This is a genomic window from Micromonospora sp. WMMD967 (assembly GCF_029626165.1).
Classification (GTDB): domain Bacteria; phylum Actinomycetota; class Actinomycetes; order Mycobacteriales; family Micromonosporaceae; genus Micromonospora; species Micromonospora taraxaci.
Window position 1 is genome coordinate 3,613,079 of the sequence record NZ_JARUBK010000001.1, and the last position, 25,052, is coordinate 3,638,130.

Here is a 25,052-nt window from a genome sequence, read left to right on the forward strand (position 1 = left end):
CATGGGCCTGACGGATCACGTCGCCGTCGAGTGCAGGAAGATCGTCACCACCCGTAGCGGCCGCGGCCTGCTCCTGGTGGCCGTCGTCCTGGTCGCCGCCGGCGCGGTGATCGCGGCTGCGGCACCCGCGGATTCACGTGTCGTCCTGGTGCGCGACTCATTTGCCATGGCGGTGGCACCGCTCGTGCTCTTCGTTCCGATCATTGCGCTGACGGCATTCACCTCCGAATGGTCGACCCGTTCGGCGTTGCTGACCTTCACGCTCTCACCTCGCCGGGCGCGGGTGTTCGCCGGGAAGCTGGGCCTGGGCGTCCTGCTGTCCCTCGCGTTGCCCCTGATCGCCTTCGCCTTCGCCGTGATTGCCACGCACGTCGCGCATCCCGCCCGATTGGTGTCTTACGCCGATGCCTTCGGCGTGGACGGTGGGCTTCTTCAGAACATGATTCTGACAACTGTCTATACCTTGATGGCGGTCGGGGTGGCCACTGTCGTCCGGCTCACGTCGGTGGCCCTCACCGCGTTTCTCGTGCTGACCCTGGTGTCCGACACTGTCATCGGCCTTGTCCTAGGAGACGCTGGAAAGTGGTTCTCCCTGATCACCGGTTTCGAGCAGATCAGCAGCGCGGCCATTGCCGGCCCTACCGAGATCGGTCAGGCTGTCAGCGTTCTCCTGGTATGGATTCTGCTCCCGCTGACCGTCGGGTTCCGGCGCTTCGTCCGCTCGGATGTGAGCTAGCTCCGGCAGCAAGGGGTCGGTGTCAGCGGTGAGTTTCCCCTTGGCTGCCGCCGAGCTTCGTCGACGGCTGGTCCACTCTCTGCCCGCGACCAGTCTGAGGACTCACGCGACGACCTCGTGGAAGACCGGGAGTTGTGCGAGCGGGCGCGCGATTGCGGGATCGACGTCGAGCCCGTCGTTCATGCGGTCGCCGGCATCGAGGGTCTCACCCATCCATCGCGGAAGGCACTTTCAAGGTGCAGCGTACCGGCATGCGTCCGAGGCTCGCGGTCTCTGGTGGCGGTCGGGGCGTGGTCGGTCACGCCGGCGCCCGCCTGCTGGCCGACATCGCTGAGGTGACCGGGTCGGCCAGCGGTTTCGGTGATGCGCTCACGGGGTTGGGGCAGCGACGCCCGGTCCTTGAGCCGGGCCGGGTCGCCGTGGATCTGGCGGTGATGCTCGCCGACGGTGGCGAAGCGATCGCCGTGAGCGTGCCACGCCATCAGCCCGAATTGTTTGGGCAGGTCGCCTGCGACGCGACCGGTTGGCGGGTGCTGGACAGCCTCGATGCGGCAGCGTTGGTCCGGTTGCGGCAGGCCCGTGCGGCAGCGCGGGACGTCCTGTGGGCGCATACCTGTGAGACCCGCGGCCGGTTGCCCACCTCGAAATATCGGCGGGGGTACTGACGCAGATCCCTGACGCCCACCGGCACGGGACACCGCTGCTGATCCATACTGACGGCGCCGGCAGCACCTCCGGCTTTCTCGCTCACATCCGAGGTCTGGGCGAGCGAGGCGTCGACGCCCGGTTCAGGGCGGGCGCCGCGATCACCGCAACGGTCCGGGCGGCGACGGGCACCGGCCCGCTGGCCTGTGTGCTCAGGTCCCGCACCCGGTCGTACATCGACTTCAAGCCCGGCGGCGCGGCACCCGCCTTGATCGGGCCAGCTACGGGCGTCGCCGTTCCGGCACACCGTCCGCGACGTCGGCCCGGATGGCCAGGCAGCCCGCCATGCAGTCGATCTATTCATTAGCATGCAGTAGGCTGCATGAACTTGCACTCGTGAGTCGTCCTTGTTAATCTTCTCTGCATAGTCATGCGGAGGTGAGTATGGGGATCCGAGTCGCGGTTGCCGGTGCGAGCGGCTACGCCGGGGGTGAGCTGCTGCGTCTGATCGCCGGGCACCCGGAGTTCGACCTGGTCGCCGCCACCGCACACAGCCAGGCCGGGCACCGCGTCGACGCTGTGCACCCCCAGCTCACCGGTCTCGACCTGGTGCTCGGCGCGACCGACCCCGCCACGCTGGCCGACGCCGACCTGGTCTTCCTGGCCCTGCCGCACGGTGAGTCGGCGGCCCTCGCCGCGCAGTTGCCGGCGGAGGTGCGCGTCGTCGACCTCGGTGCCGACCACCGGCTGGCCGACCCGTACGCCTGGGCGCAGTACTACGGCGGCACCCACGCCGGGCAGTGGACCTACGGCCTGCCCGAGCTGCCCGGTCAGCGGGAGCTGATCGCCGGCTCGACCCGGGTGGCCAACACCGGCTGCTACGCCGCCGCGATCACCCTGGCGCTCGCGCCGCTGATCGCCGACGGCGCTGCCGACCCGGCCGACGTGGTGGTGGTCGCCGCCTCCGGCACCTCCGGGGCCGGCCGCGCGGCCAAGGCGCACCTGTTGGCCAGCGAGGTCATGGGCGACCTGTCGCCCTACCGGGTCGGCACCCACCAGCACGTACCGGAGATCAAGCAGGCCACCGGCGCGACCGGCCTGTCGTTCACCCCGGTCCTGGCGCCGATGCCGCGCGGCATCCTGGCCACCGTCACGGCGGTGCCGGCGCGCGGCGTCGACCCGCAGGAGGTGCTGACGCGGGCGTACGCTGACGCGCCGTTCGTGCACGTGCTGCCGGAGGGGCGGTGGCCGCACACGGCCGCCACGCTGGGCTCCAACTCCTGTCACCTGCAGGCCACGGTCGACGTCGACTCGGGTCGGCTGATCGTGCTCAGCGCGCTCGACAACCTGGGCAAGGGCGCCGCGGGTCAGGCCGTGCAGAACGCCAACCTCATGCTCGGCCTGCCGGAGACGACGGGCCTGTCCATCTGGGGGGTCACCCCGTGAGCGCGAGGAGTGCAGCGCAGCGGAGCCCCGCAGTCGCGAACGAAAGGCCCAGCACCGTGAGCGCGAGGAGTGCAGCGCAGCGGAGCCCCGCAGTCGCGAACGAAAGGCAGGCGCCGTGAGTGTCACCATCCCCCGGGGGTTCCGGGCGGCCGGCGTGGCCGCCGGACTCAAGTCCAGCGGCGGCGCGGACGTCGCGCTGGTGGTCAACGACGGCCCGGACGCCGGTGTCGCCGGTGTCTTCACCACCAACCGGGTCAAGGCCGCGCCGGTGCTCTGGAGCCAGCAGGTCGTGCAGGGTGGTGTGGTCCGCGCGGTGGTGCTCAACTCCGGCGGCGCCAACGCCTGCACCGGCCCGGGCGGTTTCCAGGACACCCACGCCACCGCCGAGCACACCGCCGCCGCGCTGACCTCGGTGAGCCCGCGGCTGATCCTCGGCGCCGGTGAGGTCGCGGTTTGCTCGACGGGCCTGATCGGTGAGCGGCTGCCGATGCCGAAGCTGCTGCCCGGTGTCCGGTCGGCGATCAAGAGCTTGTCCCGCGACGGTGGGGCGGCCGCCGCCGAGGCCATCATGACCACTGACACCCGGCCGAAGACGACTGTGGCCCGGGGCAGCGGTTGGACGGTCGGCGGCATGGCCAAGGGCTCCGGGATGCTCGCTCCGGGGATGGCGACCATGCTGTGCGTGCTCACCACCGACGCGGTGGCCGGGCCGGCGGTGTTGGACGAGGCGCTGCGCGGGGCGACCCGGGTCACCTTCGACCGGGTCGACTCCGACGGCTGCATGTCCACCAACGACACGGTGTTGCTGTTGGCCAGCGGCGCGAGCGGCATCGAGCCGACGGCTGCGGAGCTGACCGCCGCGGTCACCGCGGCCTGTCACGACCTGGCCCAGCAGTTGGTGTCCGACGCCGAGGGCGCGACCAAGGAGGTCGCCATTGAGGTGGTGAACGCCGCCGACGAGGACGACGCCGTCGAGGTGGGCCGTACGGTGGCACGCAACAACCTGGTCAAGACCGCGCTGTTCGGCAACGACCCCAACTGGGGCCGGATCCTCGCCGCCGTCGGCACGACCGCTGCCGCGTTCGACCCGGACGAGGTGGACGTGGCGGTCAACGGGGTGTGGGTGTGCCGCCGTGGCGCCGGTGCCGAGGACCGCTCGAAGGTCGACCTGACCGGGCGGGGCGTGACCATCCGCATCGACCTGCACGCGGGTACGTCGGCGGCGACGATCTGGACCAACGATCTGTCCCACGCGTACGTGCACGAGAACTCGGCGTACTCGACATGAGCCTCAGCACCGATCTCGCTCGCGCCCAGGTCAAGGCGGAGACGCTGATCGAGGCGTTGCCCTGGTTGGCGCGTTTCTCCGGTTCCACTGTCGTGGTCAAGTACGGCGGCAACGCGATGACCGATCCCGAGTTGCAGCGGGCGTTCGCGGCCGACATGGTCTTTCTGCGCTACGCCGGCCTGAAGCCGGTGGTGGTGCACGGCGGGGGCCCGCAGATCTCCGCCATGCTGGGCCGGCTGGGCATCGCCAGTGAGTTCCGGGGTGGCCTGCGGGTGACGACCGCCGAGGCGATGGACGTGGTCCGGATGGTGCTGGTCGGGCAGGTGGGCCGCGAGCTCGTCGGTCTGATCAACTCGCACGGCCCGTACGCCGTCGGTCTGTCCGGTGAGGATGCCCGGCTGTTCACCGCGGTGCGTCGCCCGGCGTACGTGGACGGGTTGCCGGTCGACGTCGGTCAGGTCGGGGACGTCGAGTCGGTCGACGTGTCCGCGGTGACCGACCTGATCGAGGCCGGTCGGATCCCGGTGATCTCCACGGTGGCGCCGGACGTCGACGGGGTGCTGCACAACCTCAACGCGGACACCGCCGCCGCCGCGCTGGCGATCGCGTTGCAGGCTCGCAAGCTGGTCGTGCTCACCGACGTCGCCGGCCTGTACGCCGACTGGCCGGACACCAGCAGCCTGGTCTCCGAGATCAGCGCGGACGACCTGGCCAAGCTGCTGCCCAGCCTGGAGTCGGGGATGGTGCCGAAGATGGAGGCCTGCCTGCGGGCGGTACGCGGGGGAGTGCCGGCCGCGCACGTCGTCGACGGTCGGGTGGCGCACTCCACGTTGCTGGAGGTGTTCACCTCGGAAGGGTTCGGAACGATGGTGGTGCCGGGAGACGGGATGGTCGCGCCGTGAGCACGTTGGGGCAGCGCTGGAAGCAGTCCATGATGGACAACTACGGCACGCCGCCGCTGGCGCTGGTCTCCGGCGCCGGTGCCGTCGTGGTCGACGACACCGGCCGGGAATATCTGGACCTGGTCGGCGGCATCGCGGTGAACGCCCTCGGGCACGCTCACCCGGCCGTGGTGGCGGCGGTGTCGAAGCAGGTCGCGACCCTCGGGCATGTCTCCAACCTCTACGTCGCCGAGCCGCCGGTGGCCCTGGCCGAGTTGTTGTTGGCGCTCGCCGGCCGGCCCGGCCGGGTCTTCTTCGCCAACTCTGGCGCGGAGGCCAACGAGGCGGCGTTCAAGCTCTCCCGGCGCACCGGCCGTACGCACGTGGTCGCCACCAGGGGTGGCTTCCACGGCCGCACCATGGGTGCGCTCGCGTTGACCGGTCAGCCGGCCAAGGCCGATCCGTTCCGGCCGCTGCCCGGTGAGGTGACCCACGTCGACTACGGCGACGTGGCTGCTCTGGAGGAAGCGGTCTCCGACGCCACCGCGATGCTGATCGTGGAGCCGATCCAGGGTGAGAACGGTGTGGTCGTCCCGCCGGCCGGTTATCTCGCGGCGGCCCGGCGGATCACCGCCCGGCACGGGGCGTTGCTGGTCCTCGACGAGGTGCAGACCGGCATCGGTCGGACCGGGCACTGGTTCGCGCACCAGGCCGAGGGTGTGGAGCCGGACGTCGTCACCCTGGCGAAGGGTCTGGGCGGTGGGTTGCCCATCGGCGCCACGCTGGCCTTCGGCCCGGCGGCCGACCTGCTCACCCCCGGCTCGCACGGCACCACGTTCGGCGGCAACCCGGTCAGCTGCGCGGCGGCGCTCGCCGTGGTGGCGACCATCGCCAACGAAGGGCTGCTCGACAACGTCAAGCGGGTCGGTGAGCGGCTGCGCCGGGGCATCGAGGCGCTGGGCCACCCCCTGATCGCCGGCGTACGCGGCGCGGGGCTGCTGCTCGGCGTGGTGCTCACCGCGCCGGTGGCGTCGGTCCTCGCCGACGCCCTGCGTGAGGCCGGCTTCCTGGTCAACCCGGTGCAGCCGGGTGTGATCCGGCTGGCCCCACCGCTGATCCTCACCGCCGCCCAGGCCGACGCCTTCCTCGCCGCGCTGCCCACCGCTCTGGACGTGACGGCCCCGGCCGCCGCCGGAACCGACGCAGATCTTGGAGGGAAAGCGCCCCTCCAGGGGCCGAAATCTTCCAAGATCTCGACGCCGACACCCACGACCACCACGGAGACGACTCGATGACCCGGCACTTCCTGCGCGACGACGACCTCTCGCCCGCCGAGCAGTCAGCGGTCCTCGACCTCGCCGAGCGGATGAAGGCGGACCGGTTCGGTCACCGACCGTTGGTCGGTCCCCGCTCGGTGGCGGTGCTCTTCGACAAGCAGAGCCTGCGGACCCGGATCTCGTTCGACGCCGGGATCGCCGAGCTGGGTGGGCACCCCCTCGTCGTGGACACGCAGGTCACCCACTTCGGCCGGGGTGAGTCCCTGGCCGACGCGGGGCGTGTGCTGTCCCGCTACGTCGCGGCCATCGTGCTGCGTACCCACGGCGACGACCGGATCGCCGAGGTGGCGGCGGGGGCCAGCGTGCCGGTGGTCAACGCGCTCACCGACGGCTTCCACCCGTGCCAGCTGCTGGCCGACCTGCTGACCGTGCGGGAGAGGTGCGGCGGCACGGCCGGGCGCACCCTGGCGTACGTGGGGGACAGCGCCAACAACATGGCGCAGTCGTACCTGCTGGCCGGGGCGACGGCCGGCATGCACGTCCGGGTCGCCGGGCCCGACGGGTTCACGCCCGACCCGGCCGTGGTGGACCGGGCAGCGGCGATCGCCGCCGAGACCGGTGGGTCGGTGCGGGTGCTGACCGACCCGGCCCAGGCGGTACGCGACGCCGACGTGCTCGCCACCGACACCTGGACCTCGATGGGTCAGGAGTCCGACGGGCTGGATCGGATCACACCGTTCCTGCCGTACCAGGTCAACAAGGAGCTGCTCGGCCAGGCCGCACCGGACGCGATAGTGCTGCACTGCCTGCCCGCGCACCGCGGCGAGGAGATCACCGACGAGGTGCTCGACGGCCCGCAGAGCGCGGTCTTCGACCAGGCGGAGAACCGGCTGCACGCGCAGAAGGCACTGCTGACGTTCCTGCTGGAAACCCCGATGGGGGAGTCCCGATGACCGCCCCGTTGACCCGCGCGGCCCGACACGCCCGCATCGTGGAGCTGATCCGCGACAAGGCCATCCGGTCCCAGACCGAGCTGGCCGACCTGCTCGCCGCCGACGGTGTCGGTGTCACCCAGGCCACCCTCTCGCGGGACCTCGAAGAGTTGGGTGCGGTCAAGGTGCGCGGCGGCGACGGTCCGGCCGTCTACCTGATCCCCGAGGACGGCAAACGGCCGCTGCGCGACGCCGAGGCCGCGCCGGCCCGGCTGATGCGGCTGCTGCACGAGCTGCTCAACGGGGTCGACTCCAGCGGCAACATCGCCGTGCTGCGTACCCCGCCGGGCGCAGCCCAGTACCTGGCCAGCGCGTTGGACCGGGCGGGCCTGCCGGAGATCGTCGGCACCATCGCCGGCGACGACACCATCCTCGTCGTGGCCCGCGAGGCCGTCGGTGGGGCGGCGCTCGGTGAGAAGCTCGCCGGCTGGGCCCGACGGGACGACAGCGTCGAAGGGACCACCTCGTCATGAGCGAGCGGGTCGTCCTCGCGTACTCCGGAGGGTTGGACACGTCCGTCGCCATTCCGTACCTGGCCGAGCAGACCGGTGCCGAGGTGATCGCAGTCGCCGTCGACGTCGGTCAGGGCGGGGAGGACCTGGGCGCGATCCGGCAGCGTGCGCTGGACTGTGGCGCCGTCGAGGCGGAGGTGGTCGACGCGCGGGACGAGTTCGCCGCCGACTACTGCCTGCCGGCGATCCGGGCCAACGCCCTCTACATGGACCGCTACCCCCTCGTCTCGGCGCTGTCCCGGCCGCTGATCGTCAAGCACCTGGTGGCGGCGGCGCGTGCGCACGGCGGCACGATCGTGTCGCACGGCTGCACCGGCAAGGGCAACGACCAGGTCCGCTTCGAGGTGGGCCTGAACGCGCTCGCCCCCGACCTGCGGATCATCGCGCCGGCCCGGGACTTCGCGTGGACCCGGGACAAGGCCATCGCCTTCGCCGAGGAGAAGGGGCTGCCGATCGACGTGTCGGCCCGGTCCCCGTACTCGATCGACCAGAACCTGTGGGGACGCGCGGTGGAGACCGGGTTCCTGGAGGACATCTGGAACGCCCCGGTGGAGGACCTCTACTCGTACACTGCCGACCCGGCGCAGGAGCGCGACGCCGACGAGGTCGTGATCACCTTCGACGCCGGCGTGCCGGTGGCGATCGACGGTGAGACGGTCACCCCGTACCAGGCGATCCTGGAGCTCAACCGGCGTGCCGGCGACCACGGCGTCGGCCGGCTCGACATGGTCGAGGACCGCCTCGTGGGCATCAAGAGCCGCGAGGTGTACGAGGCGCCCGGCGCGATCGCGTTGATCACCGCCCACCAGGAGTTGGAGGCGGTGACGGTGGAGCGGGACCTGGCCCGGTTCAAGAAGAGCGTCGACCAGCGCTGGGGCGAGCTCGTCTACGACGGTCTGTGGTTCTCACCGTTGAAGGAGTCGTTGGACGCGTTCATCGACGACGCGCAGCGACACGTGAGCGGTGAGGTGCGGATGACCCTGCACGGTGGCCGGGCCACCGTCACCGGCCGGCGCTCCGAGGCGAGCCTCTACGACTTCCAGATGGCCACCTACGACACCGGCGACACCTTCGACCAGTCCCTGGCCAGGGGCTTCGTGCAGTTGTGGGGGCTGCCGAGTCGGATGGCCGCCGCACGGGACGCCCGGCTGGGCGGTGGCGCGCGGTGACAGGTGCGAGCGCGAGCGGTGAGCGAGCGCAGCGAGTAGCCCCCGCAGTCGCGACCGGAAGGCAAGCCGAGAAATGATGGGCGACGTGGACGACAAGAGCCTGACCGAGAACAGCGCAGCCACCAACCGGACGAGCCTGTGGGGTGGCCGGTTCGCCGGCGGTCCCGCCGAGGCGCTCGCCCGACTGTCGGTGAGCGTGCAGTTCGACTGGCGCCTGGCCCCGTACGACATCGCCGGTTCCCGGGCGCACGCCCGGGTTCTCGCCGGCGCCGGTCTGCTCGACCCGGAGGAGCTGGGTCGGATCCTGGCCGCGTTGGACGACCTGGAGGCCGCCTGCGCCTCCGGGGCGTTCCGCCCCACCATCGACGACGAGGACGTGCACACCGCGTTGGAGCGCGGTCTGCTGGAGCGCCTCGGCAGCCTCGGCGGCAAGCTGCGCGCCGGCCGGTCCCGCAACGACCAGGTCGCCACCGACCTGCGGCTCTACCTGCGTGACCATGCCCGGGGTGTGGCCAGCCGCCTCGTCGAGCTGGCCGAGGCGTTGGTCGAGCAGGCCGAACGGCACATCGACACCGCCGCGCCCGGCATGACCCACCTCCAGCACGCCCAGCCGGTCACCTTCGGGCACTGGTTGCTGGCCCACGTGCAGCCGTTGCTGCGGGACCTGGAGCGGCTGCGCGACTGGGACCACCGGGCGGCCGTCAGCCCGCTCGGTGCGGGTGCCCTCGCCGGTTCCGGGCTGCCCCTGGACCCGGTGGCCGTGGCCAAGGAGCTGGGTTTCCGTACGTCGTTCGCGAACTCGATGGACGCGGTCGCCGACCGGGACTTCGTCGCCGAGTTCCTCTTCACCACCGCCATGATCGGGGTGCACCTGTCCCGCCTCGGCGAGGAGGTGGTGCTCTGGACGTCGCACGAGTTCGGCTGGGTGGAGCTGGACGACTCGTTCGCCACCGGCTCGTCGATCATGCCGCAGAAGAAGAACGCGGACATCGCGGAGCTGGCGCGCGGCAAGTCCGGGCGGCTGGTCGGTGGGCTGGTGACCGTCCTGACCATGCTCAAGGGCCTGCCGATGACCTACGACCGGGACATGCAGGAGGACAAGGAGCCGGCCTTCGACGCCGTCGACACCCTTGAGCTGCTGCTGCCGGCCCTGGCGGGAATGATCTCCACGATGTCGGTCCGGGTGGACCGTCTCGTCGCCGCCGCGCCGGTCGGGTTCTCCCTGGCCACCGAGGTCGCCGACTGGCTGGTCCGGCGCAACGTGCCGTTCCGCGACGCACACGAGATCACCGGCCGGTTGGTGGCGCTCTGCGCAGCCCGCGAGTGCGAGCTGGAGGACGTCTCGGACGAGGACCTGGCCGCGATCAGCGGGCACCTCGACCCGTCGGTGCGCGACGTGCTCTCGGTCCGTTCGGCCCTGGCGGCCCGCACCACTCCCGGCTCGACCGGTCCCGGCCCGGTCGCCGACCAGCTCGCCTCCGCCGCCGACCGGCTGGCCGGCTGGCGGGAGTGGGCCACCGAGTCGGTCGTACCGCGCTGACCTCGCCGCGGCGTCGGCGGGTTCCGTCGGCGCCGCGGTCGGTTCAGGCCGTCGGTCGTTCCCGCTTCGGGAGTTTGGCGACCACCATGTCGTACGACCCGTCGACCGCCTCGGTCAGCTCGTCGGCGTCGATCCCGCCGGCGAGGCGCAGCGTGTTCCACCCGGACCGGCCGATGTAGGCCATCACCCTGGCGTCGTCCGGGTGCCGGTGCAGCCACTCGTCGGCCACCTCGCGGGTCGGCCCGCACTTGACTCCGACCGTCGGCTCACCCGCGCCGTCGCCGAGGAATGCGAAGATCCGGCTGCCGACCTTCACCACCTCGTCGCCCTCCCACGGCCGGTCCAGCCACGCTCCCGGCTTGGCCAGGCAGTACGCCAGCATGTCCGCGCGCTCCATGGGGGACCTCCTCGTCGTTGGCCCAGTCTGCCCGCCCGGCCGCCGGTCGGCACGCGACGTGCCGCCGCCCCGTCGGCCGGAGCGCCGCAGCCCGCTTGATCGACTCCAGGTCGGCGAAATGGTGCCCTCACTCCGCCCAGAGACCCCCACATCGCCGATCTGGCGCGCCCGATCCGCCAGGGCCGTGCCGTGCCGTGCGGTCAGTGGACGGGCTCGCTCGGCTCGGCGGCCGGCTCGGCGGAGCGGGCGGCGACCCGCTCGTAGCGCTGCCGGGCCGCCTGCGCGCTGCCCAGGCCCAGCCCGTACGCGATCGCCTGCCAGGTCAATCCCCGATCGCGGGCCAGCGTCAGCAACCCGGCCTCCAGGGCGTCCAGTTCGGCGCGCACGTGCGGCAGCAGGGTCAGCGCGGCGGTGAGGTCGGCGGTGTCGACCGGTTCCTCGGTGGGCTCGCGCTCGGCCCCACCGGCGGCGAGCGCGGTGATCAGGGCCACCGCCTCCCAGGGGTCCAGCACGTACGGGTGGGCCCAGCGTCCGCGTTGGGCTTCGGTGCCGGCGTGCCGCTCACTGATCCGCCGCAGCGCCTCGTGGGTGCGGTGGGCGCGGGCGTGGGCCGGGTGGGGCGCGGTGAACGGATCGCCTGTCGTCATGTCCCGAGCACATATCATCAACGCGCTGTTGTCAACATATTGTTTAACCATTGGGGAGGTGGGTTTGCCGATCTCCGTCGCCCGGAGTTTGCTGGACCGGTGGACTACTCCCGACTGCACGCCCCCGCCGCCCAGATAGCCGAGACGGCGCAGTCGCTGCTCGGCTGGGAGATCACGGCCGGTGGGGTCCGGATCAGGCTCACCGAGGTCGAGGCGTACGCGGGCACGGGGGAGGACCCGGCGTCGCACGCCCATCGCGGCCCGACCCCGCGTACCGCTGTCATGTTCGGCCCGGCCGGATACGCCTACACCTACTTCGTGTTCGGCATGCACTGGTGTCTGAACATCGTGTGCGGTCCCGAGGGGGAGGCGGCGGCCGTCCTGCTGCGCGCCGGCGAGGTCGTCGACGGCCTGGACCTCGCCCGGAAGCGTCGGGGGGATCAGGTGCCCGATCGTGACCTCGCCCGCGGGCCTGCGCGGCTGGTGGTCGCGCTCGGGATCACCGCGTCGGCCAACGGCACGTCCCTGCTCGACGGTGAGGGGCCGCTGCTGTTGACGCCGCCGTCCCGGCCGGTCGAGAGTTCGGCCATTTCAGCCGGGCCGCGAGTCGGAGTGGCCGCCGCGCACGACGTTCCGTGGCGCTTCTGGATCACCGGTGACCCCACGGTGAGCAGCTACCGACGGCACGCGCCCCGTCGTCGGACCGCGAGGACGGCGAAGGGATAGCCCCGATCGAGCGAAGTTCGGACACTGTCTCCACGATCACCGGGATAGGTTCCGTCCGGGAGGTGCGGGTTGAGTTTCCGGCTGGCGGCGTACGCCGTGTGCATCAGGGACGAGCGGGTGCTGCTCGCGCACTACGTGAAACCGACCGGCGAGAGGCACTGGACCCTGCCCGGCGGCAAGGTCGAGCACGCGGAGGACCCGTTCGACGCGGTGATCCGAGAGGTCGCCGAGGAGACCGGTTACGAGGCGGTGGTCGAGCGACTGTTGGGCGTGGATTCGCGGGTGATTCCCGCTGCCGACGCGTGGATGCGGATCGAGCACCAGAATGTCGGCATCTTCTACCGGGTCCGCGTCGTCGGCGGCACGCTGCGGCCCGAGCCGAACGGCCAAACAGCCGAGTCGGTCTGGACTCCGCTGCCGGACGTGGCACGCCTCCGCCGATCGGCGGTGGTCGACATCGGCCTCGCCCTGGCGCGGACGCTTCCTTCGACGGGCCACGTCGACCCCGTCCCGGTCGTCGGTCTCGTCCAACACTGACAATCCGTCGGCGCCGCACCCACCCGGTGGCTCTGGCGGCTCCGGCGTGTGTCCGGCGAACGTGTCGGGGGGTGTGGCCATAATCACCGGACCTGCTCACCGACGGTTCGGAGGACGTGATGACAACACTGCTCGCGATCGGCACGGCCAAGGGGTTGTTCCTCGCCACCAGTGGCGACGACCGGCGCAGTTGGGAGATCACCGGCCCGCACTTTCCGATGACGGGTGTCTACGCGGTCGCTGTCGACACCCGTCGCTCCACCCCCCGGTTGCTCGCCGGGGTGACCAGCTCACACTTCGGGCCCAGCGTCGCCACCAGCGACGACCTCGGCGCTTCCTGGGACGAGCCCGACCAGGCGCCGGTCGCGTTCCCGAGCGACACGGGCGTCTCCCTCGGTCGGGTCTGGCAGCTGATGCCGGCGGGCCCTGACGAGCCGGACGTGGTCTGGGCCGGCACCGAGCCGTCCGCCCTGTTCAAGTCCACCGATGGTGGTCGCAGCTTCGAGCTGGTCCGGTCCCTCTGGGACCACCCGCACCGCCCGCAGTGGGAGGCCGGCTTCGGCGGTCAGGCTGTGCACACCGTGCTGCCGCACCCGCGTGACCCGGCCCGGCTGCTGGTCGCCATGTCCACCGGCGGGGTCTACCGCTCGGAGGACGCGGGGGCCAGTTGGGCCCCGGGCAACACCGGCATCCGCGCGTACTTCATGCCCGACGAGTGGCCGGAGTTCGGCCAGTGCGTGCACAAGGTCGCCCGGGACGCGGGCAACCCCGAGCGGTTGTACGCGCAGAACCACCACGGCGTCTACCGCTCCGACGACGACGGCCGCACGTGGTCCTCGATCGCCGACGGGCTGCCCAGCGACTTCGGCTTTCCGATGGTGGCCCACCCCGGGCGCGGCGGCATGGTGTGGACCTTCCCGTTGGTGGCCGACAGCGAGCGGTTCCCGACCGATCACCGCTGCCGGGTGTTCCGTTCCGCCGACGCGGGCGGCAAGTGGGAGCCGCTGTCGGTGGGGCTGCCGGAGGGGCCGTTCTACCCGGCGGTGCTGCGGGACGCGATGTGCGCCGACGACTCCACCCCCGGTGGGGTCTACTTCGGCACCCGGTCCGGCTCGGTCTTCGCCAGCCGCGACGAGGGTGACTCCTGGTCGACGCTGGCCACGCACCTGCCGGATGTGCTCTGCGTCCGCGCTGCGACGGTGTGACGTGGTCACCGTGCTGCTGCCCGGTCCGCTGCGGGGTGAGGCCGGCGGTGCCAGTCGGCTGAGCGTCGCCGCCACCGGGACCCTCCGGGCGGTCCTCGACGAGCTGGCCGCCCACCATCCGCGGCTGTCCCGGCGGATCCGTGACGAGCGGGGTGAGCTGCGCCGTTACGTCAACGTCTTCGTCGACGGGGAAGACTGCCGGCACTCCGGTGGTCTCGCCACGCCGGTCGGCGACGACGCCGAGGTGCAGGTGTTGCCATCGGTCGCGGGCGGCTGAGCGAGGCCCCCGGCCGACCGGGATCCGTCTCTGGAGGTGACCGGCGCCACATCGGATCGACCCGCTGACGGAATAGTTGACTCGTCAAATAAGTTGACAGCTGCGTCCGGGCACAACGAATGACCCGGTTCACCACGCAAGGAGCTGGTCATGCAGTTCGGAGTCTTCACCGTCGGCGACGTCACGGTCGACCCGACCACCGGTCGGGAGCCGACCGAGCATGAGCGGATCAAGGCGATGGTCGCCATCGCGCTCAAGGCCGAGGAGGTCGGCCTGGACGTCTTCGCCACCGGCGAGCACCACAACCCGCCGTTCGTGCCGTCGTCCCCGACCACCATGATGGGTTACATCGCCGCACGGACCGAGCGTCTGCTGCTCTCCACCGCGACCACGCTGATCACCACCAACGACCCGGTGAAGATCGCCGAGGACTACGCGATGCTCCAGCACCTGTCCGGCGGTCGGGTGGATCTCATGATGGGCCGCGGCAACACCGGCCCGGTCTACCCGTGGTTCGGCAAGGACATCCGCGCCGGCATCCCCCTCGCCATCGAGAACTACGACCTGCTGCACCGGCTGTGGCGCGAGGACGTGGTCGACTGGAAGGGCAAGTACCGCACGCCGTTGCAGTCGTTCACCTCGACGCCGCGCCCGCTCGACGGGGTGCCCCCGTTCGTCTGGCACGGCTCGATCCGCAGCCCGGAGATCGCTGAGCAGGCGGCGTACTACGGCGACGGCTTCTTCGCCAACCACATCTTCTGGCCCAAGGAGCACACCCAGCGGATGGTCGGCCTCTACCGCCAGCGCTACGCGCACTACGGCCACGGCACCGCCGACCAGGCCATCGTCGGCCTCGGCGGGCAGGTGTTCATGCGCCGCAAGTCGCAGGACGCCGTCCGGGAGTTCCGCCCGTACTTCGACAACGCCCCGGTCTACGGGCACGGGCCGTCGTTGGAGGAGTTCACCCGGGAGACGCCGCTGACGGTGGGCAGCCCGCAGCAGGTCATCGACCGCACCCTGGGTTTCCGGGAGTACGTCGGTGACTACCAGCGGCAGCTGTTCCTGATGGACCACGCGGGCCTCCCCCTGAAGACGGTGCTGGAGCAGCTCGACCTGCTCGGCGAGGAGGTCGTGCCGGTGCTGCGCAAGGAGTTCGCCGCGAGACGCCCGGCGCACGTGCCGGAGGCGCCCACCCACGCCTCGCTGGTCGCCGCCGCCGGTGGTGCCAAGGACAGCACCGTGCACGCCGTCGACGACGTCACGGGCAAGGCCCCGGAGGAGGCGACCCGATGACCCGCCGCAACCTGGCCGTGGTCTCGGCGGGGCTGAGCCAGCCCTCGTCGACCCGGCTGCTCGCCGACCAGCTCGCCGCGGCCACCCGCGACGAGTTGGTCCGGCGCGGCGCCGAGGTGGAGCTGCACGTCGTCGACCTGCGGGAGTACGCCCACGACGTGGTGAACAACATGCTCACCGGGTTCGCGCCGGCGGCGCTGCGCGAGGTCGTCGACAGGGTGACCGGAGCGGACGGCCTCATCGCCGTCACGCCGATCTTCAGCGCCTCCTACAACGGGCTCTTCAAGTCCTTCTTCGACGTGTTGGACTCCGAGTCGCTCGTCGACCGGCCGGTGCTGATCGGGGCGACCGGCGGCACCGCCCGGCACTCGCTGGCCCTGGAGCACGCCGTCCGCCCGATGTTCGCGTACCTGCGGTCGGTGGTGGTCCCGACCGCGGTCTTCGCCGCCCCGGAGGACTGGGCGGACGGCACCGCCGACGGCGCGTTGCGCGGTCGGATCCGGCGTGCCGCCGGGGAGTTGGCCGACCAGGTCGAGCGTCGACCGCCGGCCGGCGGGCCGGCCGACCCGTTCGCCCTCACCACCGATTTCCTCCAGATGCTCGGCCGAGGGGACGGCGCGCCGGTCAGCTGACCGGGTACGGGTGGGCGACCAGCACCGGGCAGTGCGCGTGCTGGATCGCCGCCTGGCTGACCGAGCCAAGCAGCATGCCGGTGAACCCGGCCCGGCCCCGGGTGCCCACGACCAGCAGCGACGCGGTGCCGCTGGCCTCGATGAGCCCCTGGGCCGCCCCGGCGGCCCGGACGGGATGCTCCCGCACCACCAGGTCGGGATGTTCGGCACGGACCGCGGCGGAGGCGTCGGCGAGCAGCCGCACCGCGTCGGCCTGGTAGGCGGCCTGCGACTCCTCGATCTCCTCCGGCCCCGTCCGGCCCTCGTCGGGCGGGCCGACGTGCACCAGCACCACCGGCACGTCGCGTAGTGCCGCCTCGTCGGCCGCGTAGCCCGCGGCGAGGCGTGACGACTCGGAACCGTCGACGCCGACGAGCACCGGGGCGTCCACCGGGATCGGCTGTTCGTCCGGGCGGACCACCAGCACCGGGCAGTGCGCGTGCGCGGCGACCTGAGAGCCGACCGAGCCGAGCAGCAGCCCGGCGAACCCGCCCAGCCCTCGACTGCCCACCACGACGAGGTCGGCCCGGCGGGACTCCTCGATCATGGTGATGCCGGGTCCGCCGGCGACCTGACGCACCTCGACGACCAGGCCGGGCCACCTGTCGGCCAGCTCGGCCGCCGTACGCTCCAACATCTTCTGCGCGTCCTCGGAGGGGGCCGGCACCCCGAGGTCGTACGGGTTGAGCGGCACGCCGTAGCCGAGCGGGTGCAGGAAGCCGTGCACCAGGTGCAGCGGTCGGGACCGGAGCTGCGCGGCGTGGGCCGCGTGCTCGGCGGCGACGAGGCTGGACGGCGATCCGTCCACGCCCACCACGACGGGTCGGTTCATTGGCGCTCCCTGGGTCGGTCAGGTCATTGTCGACCGTGCACCCGCGCCGCGCCGCCGAACGCGCCGGCCGGGAGGCGGCCGGCACGGACGGGGTACGGCGTTCAGGCGTCCCGGCGGTGCCGGACGATCATCAGCGGGCTGTGGGAGTGGTGCAGCACCGCGTGGCTCACCGAGCCGAGCAGCATGCCGGTGAACACGCCCCGGCCGCGCGCCCCGACCACTGTCAGCTGCGCGCGGGACGACTCCTCCACCAGGATCCGCGCCGGCGCGCCGTACGCGATGTGGCGCCGTACCGGCACGTCCGGGTACCTCTCGGACCAACCAGCGAGCGCCTCTGCCAGCACCCGCTCCTCCTCGCCGGCGAGCGCTTCGAAACTGTCGGCCACCGGCAGGAGGGCGCTCGGCGGGACCGGGATGTTCCAGGCGTGCACCACCACCAGGCCGGTGTCCCGCAGTGCGGCTTCCTCGAAGGCGACACCCAGCGCTTCGGTGGACAGGGCCGAGCCGTCGACGCCGACCAGGACCGGTCCGTCGGCGCGGGCCGTGCCCTTGACGACGAGTACCGGGCAGTCGGCGTGGGCGGAGACCTGCACCGCCACCGAGCCGACCAGCAGTCCGCCGAAGCCGCCCAGGCCCCGGCTGCCGAGCACCACCAGCGCCGCGTCCCGGGCCTCGGCCAACAGCACCGGCGTGGGCGAACCGTCGATGACCGAGCCGGTGACGGTGAGGTCCGGCGCGATCTTGCCGGCCTCGGCCATCGCGTCGGCGACCGTCTGTTCCGCCTGGTGTCGGAACCCTGCGTCGTCGGGAGCGCCGGGCACCGGCTCCAGCGACACGCCGTACAGCGCCCAGATGAACGCGTGCACCACCCGCAGCGGCCGGCCCCGCGTCACGGCCTCCCGCGCGGCGACCCGTACCGCCTCCAACGCCGACGTCGAGCCGTCCACCGCCACCACAATGGGAGCACCGGATCTCGTGGTCATCACGTCCTCCTTCATCCGTCCTCATCCTCCTGCGAGGACGTCTCGGCGGTCAGGGGCGTACGGCAAGGGGTCGGGGGCCGTTGGTCCCGTCACTCGTCACGCCCCGTCAGCGTCCCGGCAGGGCGCTGCCAGCGATGACTGGCGACGGGCCAACCGCAGCGCCAGACCGGGAACGACGCTGACCGCCGCGCAGGCCAGCAGCACGCCCGGCCCCAGCGGGTCGGTGCCGAGCAACTCCCGCAGCGGAGCGAGCAGCACCCCACCGACCTGGAGCAGAGCCGACGCCGCCACCGCGACGAGAAGGCCGGGGTTGCCGTGTCGGGCTCCGGGCAGCCGGGGCGCTCGGACCGCCAGCGCCACACCGAGCTGGGCGAGCCCGAGCACCACGAAGACCACCGACTGCCACGGCAGGCCCCGATGTGCGGCGAACACGCCGGCGCCGAGCACCACGGCGGCGATCAGCGCGCCGGTGACCAGGACGTCCCGACCCAGCCCGCCACCGAGCACCGACTCCTGGGGCGAGCGTGGTGGGCGGCGCAGGGTGCCGGGTTCGGCGGGCTCGGCACCGAGCGCCACGCCGGGCACCCCGTGGGTCAGCAGGTTGACCCAGAGGATCTGGGCGGGCAGCAGCGGTACGGCCAACCCGAACAACGGGCCGGTCAGCATCACCATGATCTCCGCCACCCCACCGGCGAGGGCGTACCGCAGGAACCGACGGATGTTGTCGTAGATCCGGCCGCCGATCGCAGTGGCCACCGTCGACAGTTCGTCGTCGACCAGCACCAGGTCAGCGGCCTGCCGGGCGACCTCGGTGCCACTACCCATCGCCACCCCGATGTCGGCGCGCCGAAGCGCGGGGCCGTCGTTCACCCCGTCACCGGTCATCGCCACCACCTCGCCACGGGCCTGCATGCCGGCGATGATGTCGAGCTTCTGTTCCGGCTGGGTCCGGGCGAAGACCCGGGTGTCCGGGTGCGCCGTCTGGTCGTCGTCGCCGCTGGCGACGGGGTCGCCCACGCGCCAGAGGCCGAGCTGACCACCGATCGCCGCGGCCGTGGCCGGGTGGTCTCCGGTGATCAGCAGCAGCCGTACGCCGGCGGTGTCGAAGCTGTCGGCGATCTCCGGGGCGCCGACGCGCAACGGGTCACCGACGGCGACCAGCCCCACCGGACGCAGCCCGGTGGGTGCGGCGAGGTTGGGCATCCGGTCCACCAGGGCGGCCGCGACGGCGAGCACCCGTAACCCTTCGGCCGCCAGCCGCCGCGCGGTGGTGGTCAGTTCGTCGATCTCCTCGGCGGTCGCGTCGACCAGCGGCGCGCCGAGGATGCTCTCGGGTGCACCCTTGCAGACCACCAGGTAACGCTGGTCGCAGGAGCGGTGCACCGTGATCATCCGGCGTTGCGCCTGGTCGAAGGGGTGCTCGGCGACCCGGGGCCAGGCGGCGCGGGTGGTCTGCGGGTCGAGGCCGCACCGGGCCGCGAAGGCGACGAGCGCCGCTTCCAGGGGGTCACCGACCGCAGCCCAGTCGGGCCGCTCGTCGTCCGGCGGCGACAGGGCGGCGTCGTTGCAGAGCAGCCCGGCACGCGCCAGTCGGCGCAGCTCTTCCGGTACGGCCACCGCCGCGCCGTCCTGATGCACAGTGCCGTACGGGGCGTACCCGGTGCCGGTGATTCCATATCGGGCACCGTCGGGCATGACCACCTGCTGCACCGCCATCCGCCCCTCGGTGAGGGTGCCGGTCTTGTCGGAGGCGATCACCGTCACCGAGCCGAGTGTCTCGACCGCGTGCAGTTGGCGCGGGATGGCGTGCGCGGCGGCCATCCGGCGGGCGCCGAGCGCGAGGGCCAGCGTCACCACGGCCGGCAGCGACTCGGGCACCGCCGCGACCACCAGGCTCACCGCGGTGATCGCCATGTCCACCACCGGCCGGCCACCGACGACGCCGATGGCGAACACGAGCCCGGACAGGGCCACCGCCACCAACCCGAGGACCCGGCCCAGGGCGGACAGCCGGCGCTGCAGTGGTGTGGTGGTGGGACGGGTGCCGGCCATCAGCGCGCTGATCCGGCCCAGGGCGCTCACTGCTCCGGTGCGGAGCACGGTGCCGGCTGCCCGTCCGGTGGTGACGACGGTCCCGGCCAGCGCCTCCTCGCCGGGGGTACGCCCCGCTGTCACCGACTCACCGGTCAGCGCGGACTCGTCCAGGTGCAGCCGGTTCGCCTCGATCAGCAGCAGGTCGGCCGGGACGATGTCGCCGGCCTCGACGCGGACCAGATCGCCGGGGACGAGGTCGGCGGCGGGCACCGCCAGTTCCCGGCCGTCACGCACCACCCGGGCGGCGGGCGCGGCGAGCCGGTCCAGAGCCGCGATCGCGCGGTCGGCGCGTACCTCCTGCACCACCCCGATGACGGTGTTCACCAGCACGACCAGGACGATCACCGCGGTGTCCGGGTAGTCGCCGAGCACCGTGGTGACGGCCGCCGCGGCAAGCAGTAGTGCCACCAGCGGGTCGGTGAGCTGGTGCAGGATCCGTACGGCCAGGTGTTGGCGGGGTGGCGGGGTGACCGTGTTGGGGCCGCTGGCACGCAGCCGGGCGGCGGCCTCTGCCGCGTCGAGCCCGACCGGTACGGCCAGGTCGACGGGGTCCTCCAGTGTCCCGTCTCGTCCTCCGGTCGTCGTCACCCCGTGACCTCCCCGTCCTGCGCGGCGCGTCGCCCGCACGCCGTCCCGTCCCACCATGCGGCTGTGCGACCGCGCCGGGCAGAGGCGTTGCGCCCGTGCGGCTCGGGACGAACGTCCCTCGTCGCCTCAGTAGACGGCCAGCCCTCGTTCGGCGAACTGCCCACGGACTCTGGCCAGCAACCCGGTGTCGGGCGGCTCGGTGCCGGCCAGTGGGAACGCGAGGCCCAGGTCGGCGTACTTGTGCGCGCCGAGCCGGTGGAAGGGCAGCACCTCGACCCGCTGCACGGTGGCCAGCCCTGCGACGAAGTCCGCAACGCCTGCGACGTTCTCCACCGCGTCGGTCAGGCCCGGTACGAGCACGAACCGGATCCAGATGGGCGTGCCCCGCTCGGCCAGCCGACGGGCGAAACGCAGGGTCGGCGTGACCGACCCGGTCCGGGTGACCCGCCGGTACGTCGCCGGATTCCACGACTTGACGTCCAGCAGCACCAGGTCGGTGGCGTCGAGCAGGGCGTCGTTGGCACGTACCCCGAGGAATCCCGAGGTGTCCAGCGCGGTGTGCAGGCCGAGGTCGTGGCAGCGGCGCAGCACCTCGCCGGTGAACCGGGGTTGCTGCAGCGGCTCGCCACCACTGAGGGTCACACCGCCGCCGGCGACACTGATGAACCGCCGGTACCGCTCGACCTCGGTCATGATCTCGTCGACGGTGCGGGTCCGGCCGCTGCGCCGGTACCAGGTGTCCGGGCTGTGGCAGTAGCGGCAGCGCAGCGGGCAGCCGGCGAGGAAAGCCACGAAGCGGACCCCCGGCCCGTCCACACCTACCGAAACGTCCCAGGAGTGCACGCTCCCGAGGGTCGGCGCGCCGGTCCGCCCGGGCCGGTGTGGCCCGGACGGCGGTGCCGGCCGCGAGGTCACAGCGACCCGTGGAAGGTACGCGACACCACGTCGCGTTGCTGTTCGGGCGTGAGCCGGACGAAGTTCACCGCGTACCCGGAAACCCGAACGGTCAGCTGCGGGTAGCGCTGCGGGTGCGCCATCGCGTCGAGGAGGGTGGCCCGGTCCAGGACGTTGACGTTGAGGTGGAACCCACCGGCGTCGGTGTACCCGTCGAGCACCCCGGCCAGGTTGTCGATCCGCTCCTGCCGGGTACGTCCCAACCCGTCGGGAGTGACAGTGCCGGTCAACGAGATCCCGTCGCGGGCGGCGTCGTACGGCAGTTTCGCCACCGACAGTGCGGCCGCGACCAGGCCGTGGGTGTCGCGCCCGTTCATCGGGTTCGCCCCCGGCGCGAACGGTTCGCCGGCGCGTCGGCCGTCCGGGGTGTTGCCGGTGTGCCGGCCGTACACCACGTTCGAGGTGATGGTGAGCACCGACATGGTCAGCTCGGCGTGGCGGTAGGTGCGCTGCCGGCGCAGCTTCGCCGCGAACGTCTCGGTCAGCCACACCGCGATGGAGTCGGCCCGGTCGTCGTTGTTGCCGTACGTGGGTGGCTCGCCCTCCAGCAGGTAGTCGACCGCGAGCCCGGTGTCGTCGCGCAGCACCTTGACCTGGCCGTAACGGATCGCGGCGAGGCTGTCGACCGCCACGGACAGGCCGGCGACGCCGGTGGCCATGAACCGGCGAACCGGGTGGTCGTGCAGCGCCATCTCCAGCCGCTCGTACGCGTACCGGTCGTGCTGGTGGTGGATCACGTTCAGCGCGTCCACGTACGTCTCGGCGAGCCAGTCCAGCGTCCGGTCGTACGCGGCCAGCACCGCGTCGTAGTCGAGGACCTCGTCGCCGACCGGTGGCGTCGCCGGGGCGACCTGCTCGCCGGTAACCTCGTCCCGACCGCCGTTGATCGCGTAGAGCAGCGCCTTGGCCAGGTTGGCCCGTGCACCGAAGAACTGCATGTCCCGGCCGACCCGCAGCGCCGACACACAGCAGGCGATGGCGGTGTCGTCGTCGTACGCCGGACGGATCAGCTCGTCGTTCTCGTACTGGATGGCGCTGGTGTCCAGCGACACCTGGGCGCAGAACCGTTTGAACCCGGCGGGCAGCCGCGGCGACCACAGCACGGTCAGGTTCGGTTCGGGCGCCGGCCCCAGGTTGTAGAGGGTCTGCAGGTACCGGAAGCTGGTCCGGGTGACCAGCGGGCGGCCGTCCGCGCCCATCCCACCCAGCGTCTCGGTGACCCAGGTGGGGTCGCCGGAGAAGAGTTCGTCGTACTCAGGGGTGCGCAGGAACCGGATGATCCGCAGCTTGATCACGAAATCGTCGATCAGCTCCTGGGCCTCCATTTCGGTCAGCCGCCCCTCGGCGAGGTCCCGCCGCAGGTAGACGTCGAGAAACGTGGCGGTACGTCCGAGCGACATCGCCGCGCCATTCTGTTCCTTGGTGGCGGCCAGGTACGCGAAGTACAACCACTGGATCGCCTCCCGGCCGGTCGTGGCCGGCCCGGAGATGTCGTGCCCGTAGCTCGCGGCCATCAGCTTCAGCTCGTCCAGGGCCCGGATCTGCTCGGCCAGCTCCTCCCGGTCGCGGATCACGTCGTCGGTCGACGGCCGGTCGTCGAGGGCCTGTTTGATCGTCCTGCGCTCGGCGACCAGCCGATCCACGCCGTACAGCGCCACCCGGCGGTAGTCGCCGATGATTCTTCCCCGCCCGTAGGCGTCGGGCAGTCCGGTGATGATGTGCGAGCGCCGTGCGGCCAGCACGTCGGCCGGGTACGCGTCGAATACCGCGTCGTTGTGCGTCTTGCGGTAGCTGGTGAAGATCTGGTGCACCGTCGGGTCGGGCCGGTACCCGTACGCCCGCAGCGCGTTCTCCACCAACCGCAGCCCGCCGGCCGGCATGACGGCCCGGCGCAGCGGCGCGTCGGTCTGGAGGCCGACGATGAGTTCCCTGTCCCGGTCGATCCAGCCGGGGGCGTGGGCGGTGATCGTGGACGGGGTGGCGGTGTCCACGTCGAGGACCCCTCGGCGGCGTTCCTCGGCGAACAGCGTCGCGAGTGCGCCCCAGACCTCCAGCGTGCGGCACGTGGCCCCGGTGAGGAACGCGGCGTCCCCGGTGTACGGCTCGTGGTTGGCCCGGACGAAGTCGGCGACGTCGATGGTGTGCTGCCAGGTCCCGTCGGTGAAGCCACGCCACGGGGCGAGGGGTGCGGCGCTGTTCATGTCTGCTCCTGACCGCTCGGTCGTCGGTGACGGGTGGGCAACGGTCACGGCGGTCACGGCTGGAGAACCAGACGGGCGGTGACGCGGCCGGCGAGGACATCCTCGACAGCGGTGTTGATGTCATCGAGCTTGCGGATCTCGTAGGCCACCCGGGTGCGACCGGCGGCGTGCAACCGGAACACCTCGGCGAGGTCGGCTCGGGTCCCGACGATCGAGCCGATCACAGTGATTCCCTTGAGTACCGTCTCGAAGACCGGCAGGGCGAACGTGTTCTCCTTCGGCAGGGACACCAGAACCAGCCGCCCGCCGCGGCGCAGGCAGCGGTGCGCCTGTTCGATGACCGTGGGGTTCGCGGCGAGAACGATCGCCACGTCGGCTCCGCCGAGGCGGGTGATCGCGTCGACCGGGTCGATCTGCGCGGCGTTCACGGTGTGCGTCGCGCCGAGCGCGGTCGCCAGGGCGATCTTCTCGGCGGTGACGTCGACAGCGACGGTCTCGCCGCCGAAGAGTTGCGCGTACTGCTGGGCGAGGTGACCGAGACCGCCGATGCCGAAGATCGCCACCCGCTCGCCGGGGCGTACGCCGGCCATTTTCACCGCCTTGTACGTGGTGACCCCGGCGCAGGTCAGCGGCGCTGCCTCGGCCGGGTCGACACCGTCGGGTACGCGCACCGCGTATCGGGCGGCGGCCACCGCGTACTCCGCGTGCGCGCCGTCGATGCTGTAGCCGGTGTTGCGCTGCGCCTCGCAGAGGGTCTCCCAGCCGCTCACGCAGTAGGAGCAGGTGCCGCAGGCCCAACCGAGCCAGGGCAGGGCCACCCGGTCGCCGACGGCGTGCTCGGTCACGCCAGGACCGACCCGTTCCACGATGCCGACACCCTCGTGCCCGGGCACGAACGGTGGGTTGGGCCGGACCGGCCAGTCACCGCGGGCGGCGTGGATGTCGGTGTGGCACAGCCCGCTCGCCTCGATCCGGACCAGCATCTCGCCGGAGCCCGGCTCCGGCACGGGCAGGTCGAACATCTCCAGTGGACGGTCGAACGCGGTGACGACTGTTGCGCGCATCGGGGACCTCCTGGGTCGTTTCTCCGCTTGCACCCTCAGCGTCGTCCCGTCGTACCGGCGCAGGTAGGGGAGCAGGTCCGCCGCCGGCCGGGACCAA

Annotated in this window: 23 protein-coding genes and 1 pseudogene; 16 read left to right on the plus strand and 8 right to left on the minus strand. The window is 71.9% G+C overall.

Translation table 11 applies throughout. From position 1 onward, the window contains the following. Nucleotide 1: 1 nt before the first annotated feature. From O7631_RS16875 to argH, 10 genes and pseudogenes are all read left to right on the plus strand, one after another. Nucleotides 2-736 carry a hypothetical protein gene (locus O7631_RS16875; protein ID WP_088990279.1) on the plus strand — a complete coding sequence of 245 codons (735 nt, stop codon included), beginning with the start codon at nucleotides 2-4 and terminating at the stop codon, nucleotides 734-736. A 215-nt stretch (nucleotides 737-951) separates the two neighbouring features. Then, nucleotides 952-1,571 (plus strand): annotated as a pseudogene (locus O7631_RS16880) (IS1380 family transposase); the annotation flags it as partial. 254 nt (nucleotides 1,572-1,825) lie between these two features. Continuing rightward, on the plus strand, nucleotides 1,826-2,827 hold the full coding sequence (gene argC, locus O7631_RS16885) for an N-acetyl-gamma-glutamyl-phosphate reductase (RefSeq protein WP_088990277.1): 1,002 nt from the start codon (nucleotides 1,826-1,828) through the stop codon (nucleotides 2,825-2,827). Between the two features lie 115 nt (nucleotides 2,828-2,942). After that, nucleotides 2,943-4,115: a bifunctional glutamate N-acetyltransferase/amino-acid acetyltransferase ArgJ gene (gene argJ, locus O7631_RS16890; RefSeq protein ID WP_278145060.1), complete on the plus strand. Its 1,173-nt coding sequence runs from the start codon at nucleotides 2,943-2,945 to the stop codon at nucleotides 4,113-4,115. Then, entirely contained in the window at nucleotides 4,112-5,017 is a 906-nt protein-coding gene (argB, locus tag O7631_RS16895) for an acetylglutamate kinase (RefSeq protein WP_278145061.1), read from the plus strand. Before argJ ends, argB begins: the two co-directional genes overlap by 4 nt. Continuing rightward, nucleotides 5,014-6,291 carry an acetylornithine transaminase gene (locus tag O7631_RS16900; RefSeq protein WP_278145062.1) on the plus strand — a complete coding sequence of 426 codons (1,278 nt, stop codon included), beginning with the start codon at nucleotides 5,014-5,016 and terminating at the stop codon, nucleotides 6,289-6,291. The genes argB and O7631_RS16900 overlap by 4 nt, the downstream gene beginning before the upstream one ends. After that, a complete protein-coding gene (argF, locus tag O7631_RS16905) occupies nucleotides 6,288-7,226 on the plus strand; it encodes an ornithine carbamoyltransferase (protein ID WP_278145063.1) in 939 nt (312 codons plus the stop codon). Before O7631_RS16900 ends, argF begins: the two co-directional genes overlap by 4 nt. Then, complete coding sequence (locus O7631_RS16910; protein ID WP_278145064.1) at nucleotides 7,223-7,738, plus strand: arginine repressor; 516 nt, start codon at nucleotides 7,223-7,225, stop codon at nucleotides 7,736-7,738. Before argF ends, O7631_RS16910 begins: the two co-directional genes overlap by 4 nt. Then, complete coding sequence (locus O7631_RS16915) at nucleotides 7,735-8,946, plus strand: argininosuccinate synthase (RefSeq protein ID WP_278145065.1); 1,212 nt, start codon at nucleotides 7,735-7,737, stop codon at nucleotides 8,944-8,946. Before O7631_RS16910 ends, O7631_RS16915 begins: the two co-directional genes overlap by 4 nt. A gap of 76 nt (nucleotides 8,947-9,022) precedes the next feature. Then, the gene (argH, locus tag O7631_RS16920) at nucleotides 9,023-10,486 is read left to right on the plus strand and encodes an argininosuccinate lyase (protein ID WP_088990271.1); all 1,464 of its coding nucleotides are present in this window, start codon (nucleotides 9,023-9,025) and stop codon (nucleotides 10,484-10,486) included. 43 nt (nucleotides 10,487-10,529) lie between these two features. Here argH and O7631_RS16925 read toward each other — a convergent pair whose 3' ends face one another. Both O7631_RS16925 and O7631_RS16930 read right to left on the minus strand, forming a co-directional pair. Next, a complete protein-coding gene (locus O7631_RS16925; RefSeq protein WP_278145066.1) occupies nucleotides 10,530-10,883 on the minus strand; it encodes an MmcQ/YjbR family DNA-binding protein in 354 nt (117 codons plus the stop codon). Between the two features lie 200 nt (nucleotides 10,884-11,083). Then, entirely contained in the window at nucleotides 11,084-11,530 is a 447-nt protein-coding gene (locus tag O7631_RS16930) for a DNA-binding protein (protein WP_278145067.1), read from the minus strand. 99 nt (nucleotides 11,531-11,629) lie between these two features. Between O7631_RS16930 and O7631_RS16935 the strand changes: the two genes are divergently transcribed. The 6 genes from O7631_RS16935 to O7631_RS16960 all read left to right on the plus strand — a co-directional run bounded on the left by O7631_RS16935 (nucleotide 11,630) and on the right by O7631_RS16960 (nucleotide 16,200). Continuing rightward, a complete protein-coding gene (locus tag O7631_RS16935; protein WP_278145068.1) occupies nucleotides 11,630-12,256 on the plus strand; it encodes a DNA-3-methyladenine glycosylase in 627 nt (208 codons plus the stop codon). Between the two features lie 69 nt (nucleotides 12,257-12,325). Next, nucleotides 12,326-12,793 (plus strand): NUDIX hydrolase, encoded by a 468-nt coding sequence (locus O7631_RS16940; protein ID WP_278145069.1) that lies wholly within the window; start codon nucleotides 12,326-12,328, stop codon nucleotides 12,791-12,793. 119 nt (nucleotides 12,794-12,912) lie between these two features. After that, on the plus strand, nucleotides 12,913-13,998 hold the full coding sequence (locus O7631_RS16945) for an exo-alpha-sialidase (protein ID WP_278145070.1): 1,086 nt from the start codon (nucleotides 12,913-12,915) through the stop codon (nucleotides 13,996-13,998). Between the two features lies 1 nt (nucleotide 13,999). Then, complete coding sequence (locus O7631_RS16950) at nucleotides 14,000-14,275, plus strand: ubiquitin-like small modifier protein 1 (protein ID WP_145783583.1); 276 nt, start codon at nucleotides 14,000-14,002, stop codon at nucleotides 14,273-14,275. Between the two features lie 150 nt (nucleotides 14,276-14,425). Next, entirely contained in the window at nucleotides 14,426-15,568 is a 1,143-nt protein-coding gene (locus O7631_RS16955; protein ID WP_269679827.1) for an LLM class flavin-dependent oxidoreductase, read from the plus strand. After that, entirely contained in the window at nucleotides 15,565-16,200 is a 636-nt protein-coding gene (locus O7631_RS16960) for an FMN reductase (RefSeq protein WP_278145071.1), read from the plus strand. Before O7631_RS16955 ends, O7631_RS16960 begins: the two co-directional genes overlap by 4 nt. On the opposite strand, the gene O7631_RS16965 is transcribed toward O7631_RS16960, so the two are convergent. From O7631_RS16965 to O7631_RS16990, 6 genes are all read right to left on the minus strand, one after another. Further along, a complete protein-coding gene (locus O7631_RS16965; protein ID WP_278145072.1) occupies nucleotides 16,193-17,071 on the minus strand; it encodes a universal stress protein in 879 nt (292 codons plus the stop codon). The two genes, O7631_RS16960 and O7631_RS16965, sit on opposite strands and share 8 nt — an antisense overlap. A gap of 101 nt (nucleotides 17,072-17,172) precedes the next feature. Continuing rightward, nucleotides 17,173-18,054, minus strand: coding sequence for a universal stress protein (locus O7631_RS16970; protein WP_278145073.1), 882 nt, complete (start codon nucleotides 18,052-18,054; stop codon nucleotides 17,173-17,175). 96 nt (nucleotides 18,055-18,150) lie between these two features. Then, on the minus strand, nucleotides 18,151-20,736 hold the full coding sequence (locus O7631_RS16975) for a cation-transporting P-type ATPase (protein WP_278145074.1): 2,586 nt from the start codon (nucleotides 20,734-20,736) through the stop codon (nucleotides 18,151-18,153). A gap of 126 nt (nucleotides 20,737-20,862) precedes the next feature. Continuing rightward, nucleotides 20,863-21,579: a pyruvate formate-lyase-activating protein gene (pflA, locus tag O7631_RS16980; protein WP_278145075.1), complete on the minus strand. Its 717-nt coding sequence runs from the start codon at nucleotides 21,577-21,579 to the stop codon at nucleotides 20,863-20,865. Between the two features lie 68 nt (nucleotides 21,580-21,647). Next, on the minus strand, nucleotides 21,648-23,891 hold the full coding sequence (gene pflB, locus O7631_RS16985) for a formate C-acetyltransferase (RefSeq protein WP_278145076.1): 2,244 nt from the start codon (nucleotides 23,889-23,891) through the stop codon (nucleotides 21,648-21,650). A 53-nt stretch (nucleotides 23,892-23,944) separates the two neighbouring features. Next, nucleotides 23,945-24,955 carry a zinc-dependent alcohol dehydrogenase gene (locus tag O7631_RS16990; protein ID WP_278145077.1) on the minus strand — a complete coding sequence of 337 codons (1,011 nt, stop codon included), beginning with the start codon at nucleotides 24,953-24,955 and terminating at the stop codon, nucleotides 23,945-23,947. Nucleotides 24,956-25,052 lie beyond the last annotated feature (97 nt).